The following is a 17,786-nucleotide window of genomic DNA, read 5'->3' on the forward strand; positions in this document are numbered from 1 at the left end:
AACAAATTATATCTTTTATTAAAATTCATTTTTCATTTCTTTCATAAAAATATGATCCAATTGTTTAAGTAATTCTTTAAGTTCAGTACACATAATATCTTCTAAAGGATTTTCCCAATCTTCGTTTTTTATCAGTTCAATGCCATAACTGCCGGTTGGATCGCCTTCTGGGTACCACCCTACATCAAGCAGCAAATTTTTAGTTTTATGAGAAATCTGCAGGAGGTCTTGATTAAAGTCAAATAACCAAGCATCATCATTTTCCTCTAGAGTTTTAGGGTCAGTATCTTTTAATGTAATATAATCAACAGTCCAATCCGCCGGTATCTTAAGTCTTAAGAAATTGGGAACATGTTGGCTTAGCTGCTGCAAACCCTCTAAAACCCCACTTCCCACAGTCCAGATTTGATATTCTAACTCTTCCAATAATTGTTCCATTTCATTAAAAGAGTCTTCTTTATAAATCTTATCCTTTTTCAAGCTTACTAATTTGATATGATATTGTTCACTTTCATAAATTACCTTAATTAATGCATTTCGTTTCTCATTTTGGAGGTTTAATAATTCATATGTTTCTTCCATTCTTTTTTCTGAATTTAAATTGTTCTGTACTACAGACCAGCCATTACAGATTTTTAATGGCTGCAATTGAGAAATTTGATCTCTGTCCATCCTGCTTCTCCTTGTATTCCACATTGTTATATTATCTATAAAAAAACTTGCCGATGACAACACGGCAAGCTCTTAACTATAGCAATTCTAATACATCAGTAAACAAGGCATCCCCTAATGTTAATATCTGGAATGTATATTCGCTTTTGGAACATCTAATTTATTATGTTTTCTTACCATGAGAACCTCTGTTAGTAACTATTCATTTCCTAATCTTTAATTTTAATAAGGTTCAATCTCCTTATGGGTACAACCCAAATAAATATACTAATCATTCATAGCTTTCGGGGGTATAAAAGCGACTAATTGACCTTCAGGATATATACCTTTCCATCCACAAGGCCATCCGCCGGATTTATATACTTGAAACATTTTCTCAAAAAGATTGTCTTTATTACCGTTTACCAGACGATTGATTGCACATTTATACAGATCTGACTCTACTTCTTCAGCAATATCCCAAAAATCCATAGGAATAAACTCTTCAGAATAGTTATCATCAGAATTGAAAATATTCGATAATTCTTCATCTATTGTTTTTAAGTGATCATTATTTAAAATTATACCCAGCAACTGGCCGGTTTCATTTGATTTTATATCTTGCCAAATTACTTCAACTTCATCAGTATCTTGAGACCATGCTAATTGTTGTGCAATCTCAAAATCTTCTGTAACTGTAATATCAGACAAATTCCGATTATTATTTTTAAATAATTCTCCATGCTTAATAAAGTCAATTACCTCTTCCACTAAATCGCTATATTCACCGAAACTACTCATTTATTTAACCACCTTTCCCATAATTCCTCTGTAGCTCCCCCGCCTCTTTGCCAGATAGGGAGCTTTTTGTTTTGACCTTTTTTATAAAATTTTCCCATATTTTTGATTTTCGATTTATAAAGAGGTATTCCTTTTTCTACCCCTAATTTTAGTTTTTGCTGTAATTCATAAACTTGTTGTTCTAAAACTTCAACACTTTCATTAATGTCCATTTTATTCAACTGTTTTTTTACAACATTATTATAAACACTATGATAACCTCTATGTCTAGACAAAGTACTTATTGCCTCTGCAGGTATTGGTAAGAAAATACCATTCGATGCATGATTTGTTTCCATTCCTATTTTTTTAATTATAGGATGGTTATATAGCTCTCCAGGAATAATATGTTGGGCTTGGTATCCAGTCCATTTTGATGACCGCGGTAATCCCATAGATTCTAACAAGTTTTTCCCAAGTTCAGTTGAATCGCTTTTTGTTGTATGACCCGGTCGTCCTGGTATTTTCCTCTTCTGCTCTATCATCGGACCCTTAGTGCCTTTACCACTACCAGCCATCTTCACAACCCCAAGATCTTTCACAGCAGTCGTTTTCACATCAGCATGAATGATTGGGAAAGTTGCGCCATCCGGTGTGACAGTCTTGTGGACACGAATTTTTACATTCGTCGGTACTTTGAATTCTTTTACTTGGTCTAGAATCTTTTTCCCTTTTTCAACTTTTGATGCTTGTGGCGATTTTGCAAGCGGTATGCCTTTGTTTACATGCTTCGCCAATGCACCGGCTCCAACCAAACTCAGCGCAGCTTCCAGTGCCCCTTGCTTCCGCTTCTCCTCGGACACTTTGTTTCCGAACATATCTCTGCCTGTGACGGCTTCTGTGAATCCGTTTGAGGCGACAAGGCCGTATGCGCCCATTTCTGTCATTTTGAGAATGTCTAAGGATTTTCCGGTTTTATAGGCATCTAAAGCATGTTCTGCGGCAATGACGGTTTTTCCGGTTTTGTAAATGGCTTTTCCGCCTTTGAAAGCGCGGCCCGCCCAGCCGACGACCGGTATGAATCCGGCGGCGGCCATCGCTCCTGCTGTGACGCGTTCTGCGGTGGAGAGCTTTTCTCCGGTCACCGGATCAACGCCTTCGGCTGCTCTTTTATAATCATAATAGCCGGTGACTTCGCCGGTAAAGTTGCAGATGCCGTCCCATGTTTTTTCGTACCATGGTTTATTGGCTTCTTCTTCAGCCTTTTCCTGAAGCCGTCTTGCTTCGGCCTGCTGGGCTTTTGCGTCAATATAGTCCATTCCCTGTTTTTCTGTCGCCGTGACGCTTTTGTAGATTTCATTGCTGTGGAAGGCTTTTTTGTCATAGTACATAGGGGATGCGCTTTTCCCGTTGCTGGTGGCTTGCATGAGAACAGAATATTTGCTGAGCACGGCGTTGTCCAGAGATTCTAAGTTTTGATATTCAGCAGTCAGGGATTCATCAAGCGTATCGACTGCCGTGATCGTGTCACGTCTGGTTTTCTGGGCATCGCCCATTTTATCAGCGTAATCATCCAGCGTATATGTGTCGAGATGAATAATATCGCTGATGCCTGACAAAATTGAATCGATTTCTGCTTTATGAGCGGAGACAATCTCTGAAGCTTTCAAATCCGCGTTGGGCAGCTCATGCTCCAAAAATGAAGTCTCCACATATGTATCGCTGAGTTCTTGATCTTTAATGTCACCTGAAATGCCATTTAAAAACGCAATTTGAGCAGAGACAAGCGTCAGCCAGCTGTCGGCGATTTCCGCTTGTCCCTGAAAAAAATCTTTTATATTGTCTGCGCCTTTCCCTTTCAAAGCCTCACCCAGATCGGCCACGCCTTGAAAGGCTTGTTTGAGCGCACGCAGCTGCTCTTCAAGGGCTTCGTATTGTTTCTTTCTCTTATCTGCTTCGTCCGTTAACGATTGTGATTCAAACACTTTGCTCATCGGCAAGTCCTTTCTTTCGTTATTTTACGGCGATCGCCTCGTCCTGTTCTTTCAAAGAATCTACGTTGTCTTTAACGTCCGCGATATTCTTATGAACGGCCTGCTTGTATTCGCTGATCATCGATACAAGCTTTGCCTCGCGGGATTGGTACTTGGAGGTATAGTCGAGCTTGTTTTTTCCGTTTGAACCGGCGTTCCCGATCGAAACAGCCTCCAAAGCGCTGCTGACGGATTCAAGCTGCTTCATGACGGTTCCGTATTTGAGTTTTATTTCTGCCATTAAAACCAACTCCAGCTTCTTTTGATTGATTGTATTTTTTCTCCGACCGTGTCAAGGGCTTCTTCTCCCAGCGTCAGCAGGTGCTCTGCCTCTCTCGCGATGCTTCTGGCGGCAAGGAGCCCTCCTTTTTCAATTTCAAGCTGTGTCATCTTTAAGCCGATTCGGTAAATATAACCGTCGTATTTGTCTGTGACGATTCTGTATGCTTCTGTATGGGCCTGATCGCGCCGGTCATCAAATTCTTCAGCAAAAGTGCCGGTCCAATGATGGTCCAGGTGCGGCCTCAGGATGTCCCTGATTTCAGATACGCCCTCTTCCTGCAGAGATTCTATCTCTCTTTTCGCTTCTTTTAATTTATCAATTTGGTGTTCAACCTCGCCCAGTTTATGGCTGATCGTGCTGTTAATATGGCTTAATGTGCTTGAATGGCTCATCTGTTTTCACCTCGTCTTACGCAAAAAGTCGTACAAAAAGCACAGACTTTTCCATACTATATTTCCATATATTATATTTTAAAATAGACAGAAAGCAGCTTAAATAGGTTAAATGGCTTATTTTCAACAGCCGAGATGCTCATCATTAACGCCAAAAGACTCACATAAACGGCATATCCATTCATCGATCTCCTCTATGTATCCATGATAAATTCCCTAAAAAAAAAGGAGACAGTGATTAACCGTCTCCTTTGCCTTGTATCATGATCATCATACCGTCGTTAACTGCAGTCCCAGTTGTACAAAACGTTTGAGAAATCTTTTTTCTTCAAATCTTCTGGTCTGATAAAGAAATTGGCGATTCCCACATCTCCCCACATCGAATCAATGTCATCATCTGAATCAATTTGCAAAAGCAGAATTGTATGGTTTTGATGGGAGTAAGACCGCGGATCTTCCTGGGTGAAGGACGCATAGCCGCCGATTTTATGGCCGAATGCGTTCGCCGTATATTCGTCATACACCTCATCGTCAAACTGCTCGAAATAGTCAAAGGCATCCATCCCGGCATACTGCCCGAATTGAAAATCAGACGGGAGCACCCATTCAGCAGACAGCTCAGGGGTGATCAGCGCTTCGGATTGAATCGGAAAATCGTACTCCTCTTCAACCTGAACGAAAGAAAAATCATCCATGAGCTCCGCTTCTTCTGCTGTCACATGTTCAAAATATTTGACGCAGAAACCCGTTTGCGCGCACCCGTCGTCAAAATTCAGACCGTATACGTCATCACTGACCGATATGTAAAACTGAAGAATGCCGGTGTCCGGAAAATCAGGGAGTCCGGGCATATCCGCAAAATTGATTTGAGCGAGAAGCTTCATCGGCCTGCCGCTTTCATCTTTAGGATATGGTTCATGTTTCGGAAAATAGGGGTCTCCTGCAATTTTACTGTCATACCGTCCCGTTTCAGCTTTTTTGACGTGCAGTTTGATAAAAGGCCGTGCTGACGTTTCCAGCAGACCGCGGGATGATTCCATTTGCTTCGGCAATTTCCATGTTTTTTCCACGATAAATATCTCCTTCGTCTCTAAAGATTGTATGATAAAAGGCCGGCGCGGTCCGCCGGCCTTTCAAGTGACAGAATCAGTCTGAGGCACGACGGCTCTTCTTCCGATTGAGATATATTCCACGCCCGCCTGTTCCGCTTCCTCAAGCGAGTGGCAGTTTCTCCCGTCGAAAATAACCGGGGTTTCCATCAGCTCTTTGTACGCTTCAAGCGGGAAGTGTTTAATTTGTTCCCAATCTGTCAGAATCAGGACGGCATCCGCTCCCCTGACGGCTTCTTCTATGGACTCCCGATAGGAAACTTCAGCCGGAAGCAGCCCGGAAGCCCGGAATGAAGCGATCGGATCGTACGCTGTCATCCGGGCGTCAAGAGCCGCCAGACGATCCGCAATGACAATGGACGGCGCGTCCCGCATATCATCTGTATTCGGCTTAAAAGACAGCCCTAATAACGCGATGGTCTTCCCCGTCACACCGCCGAGCCTGTTCAGCACTTTATCAACCAGCATGGACTGCTGGTTATTGTTGACTTTAATGACGGACTTCAGCAATTCAAAATCATGCTCCACATGTCCCGCAATCTGCACGAGGGCGTTTGTATCCTTCGGAAAACAGGAACCGCCGTAACCGATGCCGGCTCTTAAGAATTGATTGCCGATCCGTTTATCCAATCCCATTCCGTGTGCGACTGATTCCACATCCGCACCGACTTTTTCACATATATGAGAAATTTCATTAATAAAACTGATTTTCGCCGCTAAAAATGCGTTTGACGCATATTTGATCATCTCAGCGCTTCTGATGTCCGTATGATATACCGGAATCGCAAGCGGCGCGAAAACCCGGTCAAGCGTTTCCCGCGTCTGCCGGTCTTCAGCCCCGATCACGATGCGGTCTCCGTGAAAGGTATCGTGAATTGCCGAACCTTCACGGAGAAATTCCGGGTTCGAGGCGATTGAAATGTTCACGTCCGCTTTCAGCCGTGAATGAATAACTTCGCTGATCCTGTCATTCGTTCCCACGGGAACCGTGCTTTTTGTCACGACGATCGCATCTTTACAAATATGTTCGGCAATCCGTTCGGCGACATTTTCAATATAAGTAAGGTTTGCGTGCCCGTCTTCTTTTTGCGGTGTTCCGACCGCTATAAAAATAACGTCCGCTTCCGCAAGCCCTTTTTCGTAGCTCGTTTCAAATGCCAGCCGATGCCGGCCGATATTTCGTTTCATCATATCTTCAAGGCCCGGTTCAAAGATAGGGGACAATCCCTTTCTCATCTGCTCAACCTTACGTTCATCAATATCTATGCATGTTACGTCATGGCCGATTTCTGAAAGAGACACTCCTGTCACAAGACCGACGTAGCCTGTTCCGATCACTGTTATTTTCATCGTGTTCCCCCAACCGTTTAGAAATTGCTGCTGGGCAGCTTACCGTTATTATCATATGATCCCGGCACCGGCTGAATGCCGGAAGCCTGAGGTCATGATAGGAAAAAACGGCGCCGGCCGCTGATAATAGCATAAGCATAAAAGAATCATCTTGCAAAACAGCCGCTTACGCTTCATTTAAACGGGATGGAGACGACGATTAAAAAAGACCCCAGCGCTTACGGCGGGCCACAGGCAGCGGAGGTTCCTTATAAACGGCTTTGTTTTCAGCGAGAAGCGCCGCATTTTCCGCGAGCATGTAAATCAGCTCAGCCCCTGCTTCTTTTTTCAGAACGCCGAGCGCCTCCTGATAATAAAAATTTCTCGGTCCGAGATTATGGGCGTCAGATGCGAGAAAGTGGATCAAATTCGCTTCAATCAGCTGCAGCGAAAAGGATTTCGCTTTCCGACCGAATGCTCCGGCAATACAGCCGGCCGTCACTTGGGCGGCCGCCCCTTTCTTCACAAGACTGTAAAGGACGGAAGGGTTTTCGCGAATTTCTCTGTTCCGCTCCGGATGGGCGATGACGGGGACATATCCGTTCAGCTGCAGTTCATAAAACAGCCTTTCAGTGTAGGCCGGGACATGATCCGCCGGAAATTCCGCCAGCACATACTTTGTATTATGGAGCGGAACAAGCGAGCCGCTTTGAAGACCTGTCAGCAGATCTCCGTCTGTTCTGATTTCCTGGCCGGGCAGAACAGTCAGCGGAATGCCTTCCTTGTTCAAACGTTTGTTTAACAGGCTGACCGCTTCGTTGACCGTATGCCGGTCCGTGTCATAGCGGTATTTCACATGATGCGGCGTCGCGATGATCGTATCAATCCCCTGTCTGACCGCTTCTCTCGCCATCTTCAGGCTTTCTGTATCATCCGCCGCGCCGTCGTCTATGGAAGGAAGGATGTGACAATGGATATCTATCATATTTCAATCCCTCCTTAAAAAGAATGGACCGCGCCCATTATGACATTATTGTCCGTAATAGGCGTAGTCCGAGTGTTTCGTTTGTTTCTTCCCGTTCATCACGGCCCCAAGGAGCTTGCACGGGCAGTAATCGAGCGCTTCTTTCGCCTTGGCCGCTTTTTCCTTGTCCGTTTTCCCGCTTGAGATCACCATAATGGCCCCGTCAGTGTAGCTGCCTAATATTTTCGTATCGGCTACGGCCAAAACGGGAGGTGTATCCAAAATCACCTTATCATAAACTGCGGCGGCTTCTGACAGAAGATCTTTCATAGCACCCGTCGATAAAAGCTCCGCCGGATTGGGCGGGATCGGCCCGCTCGTTAAAATATCCAGGTTTGCTTCATCAGCCGGCAGGACGGCTTTCTGAAACGGCATCTGTTTTAACAGCAGCGACGTTAATCCGGTTCCGTTGTCCAATTTGAAAGTGAAATGAACCGTCGGTTTGCGCAGATCCGCATCAATTAAAAGCACTTTTTTCCCCTGCTGTGCAAATACGACGGCAAGGTTGGCCGCGGTTGTCGATTTTCCTTCTTCCGGACCGGCGGATGTGATCAAAAGGGACTTCACCTCCGTATCAACGGAAGAAAATTCAATGTTTGTGCGGATCGTACGATATTGTTCTGAGTTGATGGATTTCGGCTCAGACATCGCAATCACGCTTCGTTTTCCGGGTTTGTCTTTTTTACGCGTCAACATGTCCGCCCCCCGCTTGTTTGGTTTCCGCCATCCTCAAGTTTTTGGCAACGCTGTCTTTAGTACTGATTGAAGTAACCGTTCCCAGGATCGGGATGCCGAGCAGCGATTCCAGCTGTTCTTCCGATTTGATCGTATTATCCAGATGTTCCAGCAAAAAGGCGAGACCGATTCCGCCCAAAAGTCCGGCGGCAAACGCAATCGCGATGTTCAGCTTACGGTTAGGCTCTGCCGGTGACTGGCTGTCCGCTGCTTCGGCCTTTGAAAGGATGCTGACATTATCCACGTTCATAATGGCGGTGATCTTGTCCTGAAAAACGGCTGCAACCGCATTTGCCATAACGGCCGCCCGCTTAGCATCCGTATCCCGCACGGCGATCGTCACGACTTGTGAATCCTGCTCGCTGGACACCGTGATTTTCGATTCAAGTTCTTTCGAAGTCATGGACAGATGCAGCTGTTTAATCACCTCATCGAGGATGACCGGACTTTTGATGATGACATTATACGTGTTGATTAATTGGAGGTTGGTTTGAACATCATTGAATTGGACTTCTTTTTGATTGTTTTTGGATTGGCTGACCAAAATTTGAGTTGAGTTTTCATAGACCGGCGTAAGAGCGAAGAAACTGATGAGTCCGCCTGCGGCAGATGCCGCCGCGGTAATAATAAGTATAAACAGCAGACGCTTTCTCAGTATTGCGAATATTTCCTTTATGCTTGTAGATTCTCCCATATAACCTCCATATCACTTTCCGCGTATTCCCATTCCCTCCAATGATCTTTTCCAATTACGATTATACAGTTTTAAACTGTCATTTCTAACCTTTTCAAATGACAAAATTCGACAAAAATAGACAATCACTTCAATCTGTTTTAATTTTGTAAGCGCTTTAAATACTGGTGTCACAGGAAGATTAAAAAATCCCGCGGCCAAGAGCCTGCGGGATTTTATGTTGCATATCCATTTTTAATATAAGAAATCAAATTCTCAAGCATTTCTTTTGTGGTCATCTCAGAGGACTGCTCACCAATGTCGTGCGCATGCATTAAAATCTTCAGAAACTCCTCTTGATCTAACTTCGTTTTCTTCATCATTCGTTTCCTTTCGGCTTCCATTAAATTGAAAACAAGATTATTATATGCTGTCGGGTGCTGTTTTGCAATCTCTAATACATCATTCGACACATTCGGGTTTTTATGTCCTTTTTTAGGAAAAACTTTTTCCGGGCCATGTGTTGCGATATAATAGAGGAATTGGAATCTTTTTATTTTGTGACTCGTTAGGAGCGATAATCATGCTTCAGGATATGATTGCTAAAGAAGATGTGCTCGCAGCGGCTGAACAGCTTAAAGAACTTCTTCCTTACAATGAAGACAATGTTCAGCTGATGAAGAAAGCACTCATTTTATATCGGCAGGATTCCGTCTATCGTATACAGGTTCAAACCCCGACAGAGATTTCCGCATATGTGCAGGATGTTGTGCCTGTAAGGGTCACGCTGAACTTATTTTTCATGGTGAAAAGCGGCTGCGCATGCCCGTCTGAGGCGATCTGCCGCCACGTGCTGGCCGTTTTTCTTTACGTATATGCCCAATTCGAGCGGGTCGGTACCTTTACCGAACATTGGCTGGAAAGAGAAAAGCTTGAGGAAAGCAGGGAGCTTGTCCGCCGGCAGTTTCAGGAAAAAGTGCTGCCGAATGAAGAGTCGCTGTCAAGCTGGCTCGCTTTTTTTGATTCGGAATTCTCGCTGTGGGAGGCGCGGACGCCGGCCGGAAGCCAGACGATGCAGGGCCTTTATTACGGCTATCTGTCAGCGCTCAAAAAACACGCCCCGAAAAAACCCGAGCTTAAAAGCTTATATCAGATTCATTCGGCGCTTGCCGTCTGGCTTCACATGTTCACTTTGATTGAGTCAGGCAGATTGGATGCCGAAAAAGATTATTACAGCATCAATCCATACGTGGAACAGCTGATGGATACGATTTATTCCTCCATTGACAGACTGAAAACGTACGCTTTGTCTTTTTCACTCGATCCCTTTTTAGACCGGACGCCCCCGGTGCTCCGCAGACTGCTTGTGAAAGAAGAGCTTTTTCAATACGAACGCCTCCGGGTATTCGGTGAAATGTGGAGCGCGCTTTTGAACCGGCCGAAATGGGTCGCGCGTGAACAGGAGATTCTCGAACAGGAAAGCGGGCGCCGTTTTTCGCCGGAAGTGCGGTTCGGACGGCTTCATCTGGCCTTTTTGCAAAAAGATGATGAAGCGGTCTTCCAAGATATGTCCCGCTTCCCTCCTGAAGCGCTGCCGTATACCTTTCAATGGCTCGGTGAACTCACCGCGAAAAAAGACTGGAAACGGCTGAAAGCATGGTATGGCCGGATCGAACCGCTTGCCGTGAACTATACGAAGCTTGATAAGCCGTTTAAAGAAATGCGCGACATCATCGGAGAGCTGTTTGCGCTATTGGCGGATTATGCGCGGCACTCACGGGATGATCAGCTGTTTGAACGGTTTGCTTCCGGCTGCCTTCCCTATACCTTTACCGAATACAGCCAGTACCTGTACGAAAAACGACGGTACGCGGAGTGGGTGGAGATTCACAGCCTCGTCGGTTTTTCCGTCTGGGAAATCGAAAAGGACATCCTGAAGGAAATTGCCGCCAGTGATCCGGAAGCGCTCATCCCCTCCTATCACCGGGCGGCGGCCTTTTTTATCGACCAAAAAAACCGCAGCGCCTATAAAGAGGCTGCGCGCCATCTGAAAAAACTGCGGACGCTTTATAAAAAGGCAAAAAAACAGCAGGTATGGGAGCGGTATATCAGCCGGCTGAGCGCAAGCTACAAGAGGCTGCGCGCCCTTCAAGAAGAATTGCAGAAAGGAAAGTTGATTGATGGCGAGTCTTAAGGAAATTTTCATTCATGTAGAACAAATGGAAGATTGGACATTTACGCTGTCAAGCCATGATGAGAAGGAGCAGCCGCTTACTCTCAGTCAGATGAAGACTCATTTGTTCCAATGGCATGAGTCCACCTTTTACGGAACGTTTCTTGAAGACGTCAGCTTCATCGGCACTCCGGCCGTTCTGCTCAGCCCGTGGATGACCGTCGAGCTGCTCGGAAAAAACTCGTTCAATTCATTCAGCACCGTGCAGCTGACAAAGGAAACGGAACCGTTAATCGAAGCGGCTTCGACGATATTCGAATTTATTGCCGACGGCGATTTTCTTCCAGACTATGAGGCTTGGCAAAATGGCGTCCTGCGCTTCAAAGACCGCGAGCTTTTGCTGGAAGGCTTTACGGCAGACTGGTTCTCAGCCGCGGTCCAGGACTACATTCAGTACAATGATGACCTGCTGGAAAAATGGCGGCGGATCGAAACCCGCTCACCGGCCGTTCATACGTTTAAAGGCTCCTTTTTGGATGAAGATGATTTTCTGGAGGGAATCGGCTGGCATGACGATCTGACGCCGTTTACCGTCGGGCTCCGATTAAACGAGCCTGATTTCGACGGTGACGACTGGAAAATCGAAATGTTTTTACGTGAGAAAAAAACCGGCTCCATCACCTTTTTTGACGGACTGAAGGGACTGAAAAAAGCGTGGCAGGCATACAGCGGAAAAATCGCGCGCGAACAGGACCGCTTCCGCAGAACGGTTCCCTGGCTTTCGTTTGATTCAGGAACGACGCTGATTTCTGAAGAAGAGGCTTGGATCTTCTTATCGGAAGCGAGTGAGACGCTTGTCGATATGGGTGTGGAGATTCTTCTCCCATCATGGTGGCAGATTGTCCGGGACAGCAATATGATGCTCAAGGCAAAAGTGTCATCCTCGCCGCGGGGCGAGTCCTTCGTCGGCATGAACGCTCTGCTTGATTTCAACTGGAGATTCGCCACAAACGGAATTGAGCTGACAGAGGATGAATTCAATGAGCTTGTCGCAAACAACAGACGTCTCGTCAACATCCGCGGCCAATGGGTGAAAATTGATCCTCAATTCATTAAACAAATGAAAAAACTGATGGAAAAAGCGGAATCTGAGGGCCTCCACATGTCCGACGTGCTGGCGCGCGAACTGATGGATCACGGGGAAAACGGTGCCGAGGACACGGACATCATTGACTCATCGGCATTTGCCGGGATCAAGATCGAATTATCAAAGCAGCTCAGAAGCCTGATCCGCAAACTGACGGAAGCCCGGGATCTGCCGGAGCATGAAGTCAGCGCCGCGTTTCAGGGCCAGCTCCGCCCTTATCAGATGTATGGCATGAACTGGCTTCTGTTTTTACGGGAAAACGGCTTCGGCGCCTGTCTCGCAGATGACATGGGACTTGGAAAGACGATTCAGATGATCGCTTATTTTCTCCATGTGAAGGAAAGCGGCCGGCAAAAAGCGCCTGCCTTAATCATTGCGCCGACATCTGTGCTCGGCAACTGGCAGCGTGAGCTCCAGACCTTCGCGCCGCAGCTGAAGGCCGTGCTTCATTACGGCCCCCGCCGGCCGAAGGGGGAAGCATTTGTCCCGGCCTATCAGGACGCGGATGTCGTTCTTACTTCTTACGGCCTGTCGCACGCCGATCAGGAAGAGCTTTCTTCCGTGACATGGAGCACCATCTGCCTTGATGAAGCGCAAAATATTAAAAACGCGCATACGAAGCAATCCCGCGCGATCAGAAAGCTGAAAGGCGTCCATCATATCGCGCTGAGCGGAACACCGATGGAAAACCGCCTGACAGAGCTTTGGTCGATCTTTGATTTTATGAACAAAGGCTATCTCGGCAGTCTGACCGGCTTTCATAAACGCTATGTGCTGCCGATTGAAAAAGACCGTGACGAAAAAAGAATCAACCAGCTTCAGCAGTTAATCCGGCCGTTTTTACTGCGCCGGACAAAACGGGATGAAGAAGTGGCGCTTAATCTTCCTGACAAGCTGGAACAAAAAGAGTTTATCCCGCTCTCAGCCGAACAGGCATCCCTTTATGAACAGCTTGTCAAAGATACATTTGAACATATGGCTTCTCTGACCGGGATGCAGCGGAAAGCGCTGATTCTGAGCATGCTCGGCCGCTTGAAGCAAATATGCGACCATCCTGCGCTCTATTTGAAGGAAGAACAGACAGAGCTGTTAAACGGGAGATCCGTCAAACTGGAAAAGCTGCTTGATTTAATGGCGGTGATCCGCGGACACGGGGAAAGCTGCCTCATTTTCACCCAATACATTCAGATGGGCAATATGATGAAGCGCCTCCTGGAAAAAACATTCGGAGAACCGGTTCAGTTTTTAAACGGAAGCCTATCCAAGCAGGAACGCGATTCTCTCGTCGAACGGTTCCAGAAGAAAGAATACCCGACGCTGATTTTGTCACTGAAAGCGGGCGGAACCGGCCTGAACCTGACGGCTGCCAATCATGTCATTCACTATGACAGATGGTGGAATCCGGCGGTGGAAAACCAGGCGACCGACCGCGCCTACCGAATCGGCCAGGAACGGTTCGTCCACGTTCACAAACTCATTACGACGGGAACGATTGAAGAAAAAATTGATGCCATGCTCGAAACGAAACAAACGCTGAACGATCAGATTATCCAAAGTGAAAATTGGATTACCGAGCTGTCATCCGCTGAGCTTGAAGAATTATTCACCCTCAGCGCTTCGGCGCAATCACATTAAACGCAAAAAGGCCGGCTCTCTCAGAAGAGCCGGTCTTTTATGTCGTCCTTACTGTTACGCCGCATTTGCCATGAATGCGTCACGCCAGTCATGAACAGTATCGCCATACCTTTCACAGTAAATTCCTGATCATATGCGCAACGCCGTTTTGATCATTTGTCAATGTAACGGCATCAGCGATCTCTTTAATATCTTCTCTCGCATTCCCCATCGCTATGCCTTTTCCGGCCGCCTGAAGCATTGAATAGTCATTTAAGCTGTCACCGACCGCGGCGGTTTCAGCCATCGGAATGCCGAGCTTTTGCGCCAGCCGTTTGAGCGCCTGCCCTTTAGAGGCGTTTCGAGACGCCAGTTCAAAGTTGTGATCGGCAGAGCTGACAAGGGTGAGATCTTTATGACCGCTGAATCGGTCCCAGCCCGCTTTCAGCTTCCGCTCATCAAACGAAAATCCGAGAATATTATAAAAATCCAGATGCTCTTCTTTCTCAAAGAGCTCACGGTATGAATGAATGTAAGCAAAGCCGGACTGGCTGTACTGCACTGAAGCCGCCTGTTCCAAAACGGAAAGATCGGTTTCCGGATTGGCGCTTTTCACCCGGTCCATTTCGATATCGAGCAGCTGCCTGCCGGTTTCAGGCGTATAGATGGCTTTGTTTGTAAACACCTCATAGTAATATTGATTCTCTTCAAGCCAGGACAAAATGCCGCGGGCTCTTGTTTCTTCAATCGCATCACAGTGGTACAGGCTGCCGTCAGGAGCATAAATGGCGGCTCCGTTTGCGCTGATGACCCACGTTTTTATGCCGAGCGGTTCGAATATGAAGTGCACGTCAAAATGCGCGCGTCCCGTGGAAACCACGATTTCAATTCCCGCTTGCCGGGCTTCCCTTAAAGCCCGCTCATTTTCATCGCTTACTTGATGACTGCTGTTCAGCAGTGTGCCGTCCAGATCTATGGCAATCAGTTTCACATGTCCTCATCCTCTTCTTCAGATTCAGTTACAAGCAATTCTACGCCGTGCCGGTCGAGCAGATCGCAAAAATCCTGATCAGGCAGCTGATCGGTAATCAGCAGGTCAACCTCGTGCAGGTCTGCATACTGGTAAAAACTCGTACGGCCAAGCTTGGAGTGATCGCTCAGCGCAATCACCTGTTCAGCCTGTCGGATCATTTTACGCTTTACCATGCCGTCTTCTTCATGCGGAATCGTCAGGCCGTTTTCCGAGATGCCGACAACGCCGATCAGCACCTTATCGGCGTGATAATCCCCCAGTTTTTCTACAACGGAAGCCCCGTATAAAAACCGATGTTCCTTCTGGAGCTTTCCGCCGAGCAGGTGAATATCAATTCCCTCTTTTGCGGAAAGGATATCGGCCTGATTGATCGAATTTGTAATAACAGTGCAGCCGGTGACATTTAAATGCTCCGCGCAGGCCTGCACGGTTGTCGAAGTGTCCAGGATGATCCGGTCTCCTTTATGGATCAGGGATGCGGCCAGCTTGCCGATTTTGTTTTTCTCTTCAGAAACAGTTTTCAGCCGGCCCGAATAGCCAGGAACCTCCTGATTCACCGACGGCAGAATCGCGCCGCCCCGTGTTCTGATAATGGCCCCGCGCTCTTTCAGCTTTACAAGGTCCCTTCTTGCGGTATCTCTTGAAATATGAAGCAGCGAACATATCTGTTCAGCGGTGATCCGCCGATGCTGTTTCAAATATTCCATTATCGCAATCAGTCTTTCTTCTTGATACACGTCCTCATTCCCTTTTTCGTCACTTATCTGTAAGTAATTATAAGTTTTTATCCCAATATATTCAATGTTTTTAAGCATTCATAAGCGAAATCACTTCTTTTTAACCATTTTTTAGCTCCCTCACAAAAAAACCAGTCTTTCGACTGGCGAGTGGGAAGGAGGTATTGCGGGGCCCGCTGAAAGGCGGGAAATCGAGGAAAAAAGAATGCTATTCAGCCAGCGGCTCTTTCCGTTTTTGATCCATAAACCGAACGGTATCAGCCATGACCTCGGTCACATAAACTTTTACGCCGTCTGTCTTTTCATAGCTTCTCGTCTGGATTCTGCCGCTTACACCGACCATTGACCCTTTTTGGCAGTACAATGCCGTATTTTCAGCGTTTTTTCTCCAGATGGTGCAGTTGACGAAGTCGGTTCCGGTTTCACCCGACGCGCTTTTAAAATTGCGGTTTACCGCCAACGTAATATGCGCGACGGGAATGCCCGCTGATGTAAAACGGAGCTCCGGGTCTTTCGTCAGCCGGCCGACAAGCATAACGTGGTTAAACAAGCCGTATCCTCCTCTCTTTTTCGAGGCTGGCTTCATTGTAGTACAAGGGCTCGTGAAAGCAAAAAGCGGAAAAAGCCGTTATTCGTTCAGGCTGCTCTTATGTTTTCGTTTTTCTTTCTGATAAAAAAAACTTTTGTTTTTGACCGCTTATGTAATATGTATTTTTGAGCAGCCGCGAGAAAAGTTTCGTTTTGAGCCAGTCTTTCTCAAACATGCGGACAAACTTTCCGCCATCCCATGCGAACCAGTAAAAACTCAGCTTTTTATCAGTCAGTGAAAGCTGAATTTTATACTGTTCCATGCGGTCTTTTGTTTCATATAAAAAGACGACATTTCCCCTTCTGTTAAGATGCACCTCACAATCTTCCTTTTTGCATACCAAGTAGGAATGATCGTCTTTTCGCCTTGAACCGTCTTCTATATAGATTTCCTTCAGGCGCAATTGATTCATAAGCATCTCTCCATGACCATATTCTTTTACATTATAATGAAAAAATAGAAATGATTAAATGTTGACCGCCTACAAAAATGATGAAGCATGTCTTACAGCATTTTCCCGGGAAAAATGATATGTGTTATAATAAATGAACGAAAAACATGGACAACAGGGGTGAAAATAAGAGATGAAAACCTTTAAACTGGTTGATCTGAATGTGGAACGTTTAGATAAAGACGATCAGCCAATTGAGCAGTTTCCCCTTTTAGACGGATTGATTATCAATAAAGAGGACGGAGAAAATCATTGGTTAATTGAAGCACTGGTCCCGGCCGAACACTTGTCTTTTTTTGACATGCTGATGAAAAGCCAGAAAGAAGCGAAGGTGTTTGTAACGATTACGAAAAAAAGCAACCGCCCCGCCCAGCTGACGGGAAGCATCAAAAATATCGTCGAGCTGGAAAGAAGTATACAAGTTTTAATTTACGGTCAAATGGTGTCTAGAAACCACCCCGGATCAGAAAGCATTCTGGAGTCGCTCGTGAAAGAAGGCTACTCGGGCAGCCGGCTGATTGAAGCGTTTAAACAAAAATTATAATCATATGAAAAAGGCCGGACGTTAATCATCCAGCCTTTTTTTGTGCCCTAGTCATTGTGAGGAGCCCGCTGTTTCAGCAGATCTCTGATTTCAGTCAGCAGTTCTGTCTGCTGATCTGTTTCCTCGGCTTCTTCAGCCTCTTCTTCTGCTTCTTTTTTACGTCTCAGCTTGCCTATTGTGCGGATCACGATAAAAATAGAAAATGAAATAATGAAGAAGTTCACAATCGTTTGAATGAAGCTTCCGTACTTGATATGAGCATCGCCGAATGTCACGGCCAGCCCTGAAAAGTCAAGACCGCCAAGAAGCAGGCCGACCAGCGGCATGATGATGTCTTCAACGAGCGACGTCACGATTTTGCCGAAAGCGCCGCCGATGACGACACCGATAGCCAGATCCATGATATTGCCCCGCATCGCAAAGCTTTTAAATTCTGACCACATCACATTCACCCCTTTCTATACAAAATGGGCTTTTTATAAGCCCATT

General features: G+C 46.2%; 19 protein-coding genes. 3 read left to right on the forward strand and 16 right to left on the reverse strand.

Going from position 1 to position 17,786, the window contains the following annotated elements; genetic code table 11:
- Positions 1 to 18: 18 nt before the first annotated feature.
- The 11 genes from NYE28_RS18840 to NYE28_RS18890 form a co-directional block, all read right to left on the reverse strand.
- Complete coding sequence (locus tag NYE28_RS18840; RefSeq protein ID WP_025285391.1) at positions 19 to 672, reverse strand: hypothetical protein; 654 nt, start codon at positions 670 to 672, stop codon at positions 19 to 21.
- A 267-nt stretch (positions 673 to 939) separates the two neighbouring features.
- Positions 940 to 1,452, reverse strand: a complete 513-nt coding sequence (locus NYE28_RS18845) for a hypothetical protein (protein ID WP_025285392.1) — start codon at positions 1,450 to 1,452, stop codon at positions 940 to 942.
- A complete protein-coding gene (locus NYE28_RS18850; protein WP_342490214.1) occupies positions 1,449 to 3,425 on the reverse strand; it encodes a T7SS effector LXG polymorphic toxin in 1,977 nt (658 codons plus the stop codon). Before NYE28_RS18850 ends, NYE28_RS18845 begins: the two co-directional genes overlap by 4 nt.
- A gap of 19 nt (positions 3,426 to 3,444) precedes the next feature.
- A complete protein-coding gene (locus NYE28_RS18855; protein WP_007407543.1) occupies positions 3,445 to 3,705 on the reverse strand; it encodes a YwqI/YxiC family protein in 261 nt (86 codons plus the stop codon).
- Positions 3,705 to 4,139, reverse strand: a complete 435-nt coding sequence (locus NYE28_RS18860; protein WP_007407544.1) for a DUF5082 family protein — start codon at positions 4,137 to 4,139, stop codon at positions 3,705 to 3,707. Before NYE28_RS18860 ends, NYE28_RS18855 begins: the two co-directional genes overlap by 1 nt.
- Positions 4,140 to 4,420: 281 nt before the next feature.
- Positions 4,421 to 5,209, reverse strand: coding sequence for a YwqG family protein (locus tag NYE28_RS18865; protein WP_098081828.1), 789 nt, complete (start codon positions 5,207 to 5,209; stop codon positions 4,421 to 4,423).
- A 63-nt stretch (positions 5,210 to 5,272) separates the two neighbouring features.
- A complete protein-coding gene (locus tag NYE28_RS18870) occupies positions 5,273 to 6,598 on the reverse strand; it encodes a UDP-glucose/GDP-mannose dehydrogenase family protein (RefSeq protein WP_012118631.1) in 1,326 nt (441 codons plus the stop codon).
- A 199-nt stretch (positions 6,599 to 6,797) separates the two neighbouring features.
- A complete protein-coding gene (locus tag NYE28_RS18875) occupies positions 6,798 to 7,562 on the reverse strand; it encodes a CpsB/CapC family capsule biosynthesis tyrosine phosphatase (RefSeq protein ID WP_160223325.1) in 765 nt (254 codons plus the stop codon).
- Positions 7,563 to 7,607: 45 nt separating this feature from the next.
- On the reverse strand, positions 7,608 to 8,297 hold the full coding sequence (locus tag NYE28_RS18880; protein ID WP_007614272.1) for a CpsD/CapB family tyrosine-protein kinase: 690 nt from the start codon (positions 8,295 to 8,297) through the stop codon (positions 7,608 to 7,610).
- Positions 8,284 to 9,030: a Wzz/FepE/Etk N-terminal domain-containing protein gene (locus tag NYE28_RS18885; RefSeq protein WP_007407552.1), complete on the reverse strand. Its 747-nt coding sequence runs from the start codon at positions 9,028 to 9,030 to the stop codon at positions 8,284 to 8,286. Before NYE28_RS18885 ends, NYE28_RS18880 begins: the two co-directional genes overlap by 14 nt.
- A gap of 215 nt (positions 9,031 to 9,245) precedes the next feature.
- The gene (locus tag NYE28_RS18890) at positions 9,246 to 9,389 is read right to left on the reverse strand and encodes a hypothetical protein (protein WP_003151259.1); all 144 of its coding nucleotides are present in this window, start codon (positions 9,387 to 9,389) and stop codon (positions 9,246 to 9,248) included.
- A gap of 203 nt (positions 9,390 to 9,592) precedes the next feature.
- On the opposite strand from NYE28_RS18890, the gene NYE28_RS18895 reads away from it, so the two are divergent.
- Both NYE28_RS18895 and NYE28_RS18900 read left to right on the forward strand, forming a co-directional pair.
- Complete coding sequence (locus NYE28_RS18895; RefSeq protein WP_020956456.1) at positions 9,593 to 11,203, forward strand: SWIM zinc finger family protein; 1,611 nt, start codon at positions 9,593 to 9,595, stop codon at positions 11,201 to 11,203.
- Positions 11,190 to 13,964 carry a DEAD/DEAH box helicase gene (locus NYE28_RS18900; protein ID WP_342490215.1) on the forward strand — a complete coding sequence of 925 codons (2,775 nt, stop codon included), beginning with the start codon at positions 11,190 to 11,192 and terminating at the stop codon, positions 13,962 to 13,964. Before NYE28_RS18895 ends, NYE28_RS18900 begins: the two co-directional genes overlap by 14 nt.
- Positions 13,965 to 14,076: 112 nt before the next feature.
- Here NYE28_RS18900 and NYE28_RS18905 read toward each other — a convergent pair whose 3' ends face one another.
- The 4 genes from NYE28_RS18905 to NYE28_RS18920 form a co-directional block, all read right to left on the reverse strand.
- Complete coding sequence (locus NYE28_RS18905; RefSeq protein WP_342490216.1) at positions 14,077 to 14,934, reverse strand: Cof-type HAD-IIB family hydrolase; 858 nt, start codon at positions 14,932 to 14,934, stop codon at positions 14,077 to 14,079.
- On the reverse strand, positions 14,931 to 15,713 hold the full coding sequence (locus tag NYE28_RS18910) for a DeoR/GlpR family DNA-binding transcription regulator (protein WP_015418394.1): 783 nt from the start codon (positions 15,711 to 15,713) through the stop codon (positions 14,931 to 14,933). The genes NYE28_RS18905 and NYE28_RS18910 overlap by 4 nt, the downstream gene beginning before the upstream one ends.
- Positions 15,714 to 15,921: 208 nt before the next feature.
- The gene (ssb, locus tag NYE28_RS18915) at positions 15,922 to 16,263 is read right to left on the reverse strand and encodes a single-stranded DNA-binding protein (RefSeq protein ID WP_003151249.1); all 342 of its coding nucleotides are present in this window, start codon (positions 16,261 to 16,263) and stop codon (positions 15,922 to 15,924) included.
- Positions 16,264 to 16,360: 97 nt separating this feature from the next.
- Complete coding sequence (locus NYE28_RS18920; RefSeq protein ID WP_003151247.1) at positions 16,361 to 16,714, reverse strand: hypothetical protein; 354 nt, start codon at positions 16,712 to 16,714, stop codon at positions 16,361 to 16,363.
- A 172-nt stretch (positions 16,715 to 16,886) separates the two neighbouring features.
- Between NYE28_RS18920 and NYE28_RS18925 the strand changes: the two genes are divergently transcribed.
- A complete protein-coding gene (locus tag NYE28_RS18925) occupies positions 16,887 to 17,297 on the forward strand; it encodes a YwpF-like family protein (protein WP_012118638.1) in 411 nt (136 codons plus the stop codon).
- 47 nt (positions 17,298 to 17,344) lie between these two features.
- On the opposite strand, the gene mscL is transcribed toward NYE28_RS18925, so the two are convergent.
- Positions 17,345 to 17,740, reverse strand: coding sequence for a large conductance mechanosensitive channel protein MscL (gene mscL / locus NYE28_RS18930; protein ID WP_003151243.1), 396 nt, complete (start codon positions 17,738 to 17,740; stop codon positions 17,345 to 17,347).
- Between the last annotated feature and the right edge of the window lie 46 nt (positions 17,741 to 17,786).

This window comes from Bacillus sp. FSL R5-0443 (genome assembly GCF_038608285.1).
GTDB classification, from domain to species: Bacteria; Bacillota; Bacilli; order Bacillales; family Bacillaceae; genus Bacillus; species Bacillus velezensis.

Bases quoted from the DNA above. Each gene is read 5' to 3' on its own strand.
- NYE28_RS18840 (WP_025285391.1), bottom strand. From the start codon at position 672: ATGGACAGAGATCAAATTTCTCAATTGCAGCCATTAAAAATCTGTAAT.
- NYE28_RS18845 (WP_025285392.1), bottom strand. From the start codon at position 1,452: ATGAGTAGTTTCGGTGAATATAGCGATTTAGTGGAAGAGGTAATTGAC.
- NYE28_RS18850 (WP_342490214.1), bottom strand. From the start codon at position 3,425: ATGAGCAAAGTGTTTGAATCACAATCGTTAACGGACGAAGCAGATAAG.
- NYE28_RS18855 (WP_007407543.1), bottom strand. From the start codon at position 3,705: ATGGCAGAAATAAAACTCAAATACGGAACCGTCATGAAGCAGCTTGAA.
- NYE28_RS18860 (WP_007407544.1), bottom strand. From the start codon at position 4,139: ATGAGCCATTCAAGCACATTAAGCCATATTAACAGCACGATCAGCCAT.
- NYE28_RS18870 (WP_012118631.1), bottom strand. From the start codon at position 6,598: ATGAAAATAACAGTGATCGGAACAGGCTACGTCGGTCTTGTGACAGGA.
- NYE28_RS18875 (WP_160223325.1), bottom strand. From the start codon at position 7,562: ATGATAGATATCCATTGTCACATCCTTCCTTCCATAGACGACGGCGCG.
- NYE28_RS18880 (WP_007614272.1), bottom strand. From the start codon at position 8,297: ATGTTGACGCGTAAAAAAGACAAACCCGGAAAACGAAGCGTGATTGCG.
- NYE28_RS18885 (WP_007407552.1), bottom strand. From the start codon at position 9,030: ATGGGAGAATCTACAAGCATAAAGGAAATATTCGCAATACTGAGAAAG.
- NYE28_RS18890 (WP_003151259.1), bottom strand. From the start codon at position 9,389: ATGAAGAAAACGAAGTTAGATCAAGAGGAGTTTCTGAAGATTTTAATG.
- NYE28_RS18895 (WP_020956456.1), top strand. From the start codon at position 9,593: ATGCTTCAGGATATGATTGCTAAAGAAGATGTGCTCGCAGCGGCTGAA.
- NYE28_RS18900 (WP_342490215.1), top strand. From the start codon at position 11,190: ATGGCGAGTCTTAAGGAAATTTTCATTCATGTAGAACAAATGGAAGAT.
- NYE28_RS18920 (WP_003151247.1), bottom strand. From the start codon at position 16,714: ATGAATCAATTGCGCCTGAAGGAAATCTATATAGAAGACGGTTCAAGG.
- NYE28_RS18925 (WP_012118638.1), top strand. From the start codon at position 16,887: ATGAAAACCTTTAAACTGGTTGATCTGAATGTGGAACGTTTAGATAAA.
- mscL (WP_003151243.1), bottom strand. From the start codon at position 17,740: ATGTGGTCAGAATTTAAAAGCTTTGCGATGCGGGGCAATATCATGGAT.